We start from the raw sequence: 5,063 nt of genomic DNA on the forward strand, positions 1-5,063 counted from the left end.
CCTTGTCCCCTCTGAAGCTAGGGGTAGGACTACTTGCCCACTGGGAAGCCCACAAAGCAAAGGCCAAAGAAGTGGGACTAAAGTACGCCTATCCCCTGCTCTCTGCTTTGCCGGAAAGGCAGATTACCCTGATGGGGTTTTCTTTGGGGGCAAGGGTAGCCTACTACATCATGCGCGGTTGGCCCCAGAGTGCAGATCGACGTCTTAAAGATGTTATCTTGCTCAGCGGTGCCGTTAGGAGGCAAGCCGATAAGAACTGGAGCCTGCATGTAGAAAATATCACTGGAAAGTTGGTAAACATCTACAACGAAGACGATTGGGTTCTGGCCTACGTCTTCAAAGTACCTTCCCTTAACCGCAGCCCCTGTGGGATCAAGCCAATTAGAGAGTTTCACCCCAGAATTGAAAACCTCAATGCCACTCACTTAATCGGCTCTGGTGAGCATAGCTACGAAGCCTATCTACCTCATCTGGAGTTTCTTCTGGAGCAGAAGCTGGACTGGAAAAGCCGCAGGAACCGTTTGTTCTAGGTCATGAAGCCAGAAGAGAGGGGCGGCATCTGTAGAGAAAGTTGCTCTCTGGCTCCCCTCTCCCCCTGTAGAGGGGTTGGAGGAGCGGAGCGTCTCAATCTTGCTGGGAACAACCATCAGTGAAGATGAGTGGCTTTTCACCTGTATTCTCTGTTGCCGTCCGAGCCTGTTTCTATTCGGAATGGCGGTCGGGGAGTGAGTCGAAACTTCATTGCAACAAACCCTCTCTGCCCTGCGTTTTCAGTACGACAACAAGCTTGACCCCCTCTTTACCGACCAGGGCGATTGCCAAGGTTTTGAATCGTATCTATTGCTACAGAATCTACGATAGAATTGGCGTGTAGAGGTCAGGGTGGGGAGATCTCTCATGAACGCAACTGCTGAAGCGAGTAGAGTTAGCTTCCGGGCCTGCCATCGGCGGAACATCGCTGCCTCTCTGGCCCATCGTTTAGAAGCAGCCAGGGCAGCCAACAACACCCGCCTGCTGGAGTTGCTGGAACAGGAGCAACGGCAACTAGCAGCAGAGTCCAGCGGCAGGGATCCCTCTGTTTTGGGTCTGCCTGAAAGATGGCGCCACCTTTGGGAGGGCCTGAAAGCCGTGTTGAGCGTCCAGGAGGAGCTGCGGGTGCGCCAGTGGGTGGATGGTGGCGGCACGGTCTGGTGGCACGCCCAGGATCCGCTCACAGGTGAGTGTCTCTGCACGCCGTCTGAACAAGAGCTGATGGATTGGATCGAGAAGCACTCTCGGAACGGCTAGGGAGGATTGATCCCTAAGATGAAGGCCGGAGGGGGAGCGGGCAGAGGGGGCAGGCTTGCTGGCATTGGTTATTGGTTCTTAGGGCGGAGGCGGGATCCACTTGTTAGGATTGACCTAATCCCAGGAGAGGCGCGGGGATGGTTTGGCAATTACTGACGTGGCCGGCCCAGAGCCTGCTGTGGTTGGCGGAGCAGATTCGAGAACGGGCCGAGGCGCAACTCGACAGCAAAGAAAACCTCCAGAAAGAACTCACCGCTCTCCAGATTCAGCTCGATCTAGGGGAAATCGACGAAGAGACCTATACCCGGCGGGAAGAGGAGATCCTGCTGGCGCTGGAAGCCCTGGCCCAAGCCGAAGCCGGCAGCACCGATGAGCGGCCTGGCGGGGATCTCTAAGTTCTGCGGGGGATCAGAACATGGGAGAATAAGCTTTGGTTGACCTCATTTTCCTACCCTGGGTTGCTTTCCATGACCGAATCCCGTGAAACCTTAGTGCTCCGCGACGAGCAGAACCAGCCTCTGAAATGCGAGATCCTGAGGCAGGTGGTCATTGAGGAGCAAACCTATGCACTGGCCACGCCCGTGGACGCCGTGATCAAAGTGCTGGTTTGGGAGGGGGAGGAGGAGCCCGGCCAAGCGGTGAACGGAGATGCGGACATGGAAGGGATCCTGGATGAGCCGGATCCAGAAGAGCTCCAGGCTGCCCTGCCCACCATCCAGGCCGTTTTGGCGGAGTTGAACTTGACTCTGCAGCAAAACGGCTTTGACATCCTAACGGTCCAGGGAGAGTTGCCCCCTGTGGAAGAGGAAGATGTGTTCGAACTGGGCGAAAGCGAGGAAGATGCCCAGGAATTCCAACTGCTGGCTACCTTCTTCTACAAAGATAAGAAGTACGGCATCTTTACGCCCCTCGACCCAGTTCTGGTCTACGTAGCCCTGCCTGATGAGGGGGATCCCTACCTCCTGAACCCAGAGGACTCACCAGCCCTGTTCGACCAACTCAGTGCTGTGCTGCTTGATCTGGACGAGTCAGTGGAAGAGGAGGAGTACGATGATGAATATGACGATGAAGACGAGGACTAGGCAGCTCGGGATTTCTGCCTGAGAATTCAAGGCACCTGGGCCAAAAAGCCCAAAGGTGGAAGTACCAAGCCTCTTGCCCCAATGCAGCCCCTTGGTTGCCGCTCAAGTCGATTGGGCGGAGTCCTTTTGCCGCCAGCGCCGACTGGGGGAGCGGCAGATAATGGAAGGAGGCCCTCGTTTGGTTCCCCAGGCGTTGCCCGATCCCAAGGAGCAGCAGGGATGCAACCGGTTGATCTAACCACCCTCCGTGCTGTGCTGGCGGAGCTAAAAGGGGCTGAGGCCGGCGGGGATCCCTTGCTGCCTGCCCGCGTGGAGTGGATCCAGCAAACCGATCTGTGGACAGTGGTGATCGGCTTGCGCACTCTTAGGGCCCGCCCTTGCTTGCTGTTGTCTTGGCATCCCCAGGCGGCCCGAGTTCACCTCTGTCAGGCTCCTCCCAAGGAGCCAGAGGATTTTTCATTTAGCCAACACCTGCAGCGGCACCTGCGGGGCTTGGCCCTGACGGAGCTGGCGCTGCTGGACGAGTGGGAGCGGGTGATTGACTTTCGCTTTGGCCCTCGCCCCGGGGATCCGCCGCAGCGCCACCTTTATCTGGAAGTGATGGGGAAGTACAGCAATGCCATCTTGGTGGACGAGGCAGGCCTGATCCTAGCCTGTGGCCACGGGGTAAGCGAGCGGCAATCGCGGGTACGCCCCGTGCAGCCGGGACTTGCTTACGAAGCCCCCCCTGCCCTGACCGACCCAATCCCGCAGCGAAGCGAGCCCTTCTCCCAGTGGCAAGAGCGCCTGGCTCTAGTCCCCGGCCCTATTGCTCAGCGGCTCCTGCGCTGCTACCGCGGCCTCAGCCGGCACTTGGCAGAGGCAATGTGCCTCCAAGCGGGGATCCCACCCCAAACCCTCAGCAACCAACTCTCGCCCCAGGAGTGGCAGGCGCTGTTTTTTTGGTGGCAGGACTGGCTGGCCCGCCTGGAAACGGGTCGGTTTGAGCCGGCACTCACCTCCCAGGGGTACACTCTTCTCGGCTGGAGGGGCTCTAGCGGGGATCCCTCTCAGCCCAACTTGCACCAGCTCCTGGAAGCCTACTACCAAGCCCAGCTTAACCGCGAACGCTTTGAGCGGGAGCGACAGCGGCTGGGGCAAAAGCTGGCCGCCCTGCTCAAAAAACTCCGCCAGCGGCGCGACCACTTCGAGAAGATGTTGGCCGACTCAGCCCAAGCAGAAGCCTCCAAGCAGGCTGCCGATCTCCTCATGGCCCATCTCCACCTCTGGCGGCCAGGGCTGAGCTCGCTGGAGCTGCCAGACTTTTTTAGCGGCCAGATGGTCAAGATCCCGCTGGATCCGGAGAAAAACGCCGTTCTCAACGCCCAGGCCTACTACCGCAAGCACCGCAAACAAAAGCGAGCCCAGGAGGCAGTGCAACCTTTGCTAGCAGCCACAGAGCAAGAGATCCGCTACCTAGAGCAAGTGGAGGCAGCCTTGCAGCAGCTGGAAGCCTACCGGGATCCCCAGGACTTGGTCATCCTTGCAGAAATTGAGGCGGAGCTCATTCAGCAAGGTTACCTCGAGAGTCCTAGCAAGGCGGAGGGAGCTAGACGTTCCCCTGCAGCCAGCTTCAACCCCTATTGCTTCACTAGCCCCAGTGGTTTCCCTATCTGGGTGGGGCGCAACAACTGGCAAAATGAGCGGCTGACCTTTCGCCTTGCCCAAGACCAGGATTGGTGGTTTCACGCCCAGGAGATCCCGGGTAGCCATGTGCTCCTGCGCCTGCCTCCTGGGGCTGTGGCCGAAAGCGAAGATCTGCAAGCGGCTGCCGACTTGGCGGCGTATTTTAGCCGCGGTCGCCTTAGCGACCAGGTGCCGGTGGTGTATACCCGCCCTAAGTGCGTCTTTAAGCCTAAGGGATCCCCCCCTGGCATGGTGGTCTACAAACAGGAGCGGGTGCTGTGGGGCCGCCCCAGCCGCGCTCAGTTGCTCCTGGAAAAGGACGGAGCGCCCAAGTCGGATCTCCCAGCAGGGCTATAGCCCTCTACTCCGGGCTGACTACGGATCCCATAAACAGCACAGTTTGCGCCTCCCGGTTGGCTCCGGAGGCCACAATGGCCAACCAGAAGGGGCGATCCGCTACAAATTGGAAGGGCTCTTGCCGGTCGAGGGCGGTGCGGGAGACGATTACCCCGGTGGCAGCAGCCGCCTCGGATCCCTCTTCGTTAACTTCGATGGCCGCCTTGTGCAAGACTCTGCTGACCTGCGTCGGCTCTGGGGTCAGTTGGCTAAAATCGGCCCGCCGGGAAAAGGCAATCCCCATGCCCAACTGCTGCAAAGCTGGCCCCAGATCGATTTCGTAGGCCAGCTTAAACTTGGGGATCCGCACCGAGCCGGGGCGGGTGGACAGGGATCCCGTCCATTCTTGCCAAGTTTCTGGGCTAAGCTTCTCCCGCAGGGCTGCTAAGCTCACCCCTGGTTTGGGCAGCAGGAGCAGCATGGCCAGTTCCCCTTCCCCATAGGGCAGGCGCACCACCTGGAGCTGCTCGGTCTCCCGGTAGCCGTAGCGACCGGATTGGGCCATCAGCGGCACTTGGACACGGCGGCCATCAGCTTGGGTGAAGGGCTGGGGCTTGGTCAGGGTCGGATCGAAGGGCTGGGTCCACTCTCCCTTGAAATAGATGGCGTTGAGCAAAACCATCCTGTCTTCAC

General features: G+C 59.2%; 6 protein-coding genes. 5 read left to right on the forward strand and 1 reads right to left on the reverse strand.

Annotated features, from left to right (window positions below; genetic code table 11):
* From NW841_RS07805 to NW841_RS07825, 5 genes are all read left to right on the forward strand, one after another.
* The coding region (locus tag NW841_RS07805) for a DUF726 domain-containing protein (RefSeq protein ID WP_414386017.1) at positions 1 to 530 on the forward strand (530 nt) is incomplete at its 5' end.
* A gap of 367 nt (positions 531 to 897) precedes the next feature.
* Positions 898 to 1,287, forward strand: a complete 390-nt coding sequence (locus tag NW841_RS07810) for a hypothetical protein (protein ID WP_414376482.1) — start codon at positions 898 to 900, stop codon at positions 1,285 to 1,287.
* A gap of 137 nt (positions 1,288 to 1,424) precedes the next feature.
* Positions 1,425 to 1,682, forward strand: a complete 258-nt coding sequence (locus NW841_RS07815) for a gas vesicle protein GvpG (protein WP_414376484.1) — start codon at positions 1,425 to 1,427, stop codon at positions 1,680 to 1,682.
* 72 nt (positions 1,683 to 1,754) lie between these two features.
* Complete coding sequence (locus NW841_RS07820; RefSeq protein ID WP_414371474.1) at positions 1,755 to 2,369, forward strand: DUF3727 domain-containing protein; 615 nt, start codon at positions 1,755 to 1,757, stop codon at positions 2,367 to 2,369.
* 219 nt (positions 2,370 to 2,588) lie between these two features.
* On the forward strand, positions 2,589 to 4,391 hold the full coding sequence (locus NW841_RS07825) for an NFACT family protein (protein WP_414386018.1): 1,803 nt from the start codon (positions 2,589 to 2,591) through the stop codon (positions 4,389 to 4,391).
* A 4-nt stretch (positions 4,392 to 4,395) separates the two neighbouring features.
* Here the strand turns inward: NW841_RS07825 and NW841_RS07830 are convergent.
* Positions 4,396 to 5,063, reverse strand: a 668-nt coding sequence (locus NW841_RS07830) for a serpin family protein (RefSeq protein WP_414386019.1), incomplete at its 5' end; no start/stop codon positions are given.

It is taken from the genome of Synechococcus sp. H60.3, assembly GCF_047462295.1.
GTDB lineage: Bacteria > Cyanobacteriota > Cyanobacteriia > Thermostichales > Thermostichaceae > Thermostichus.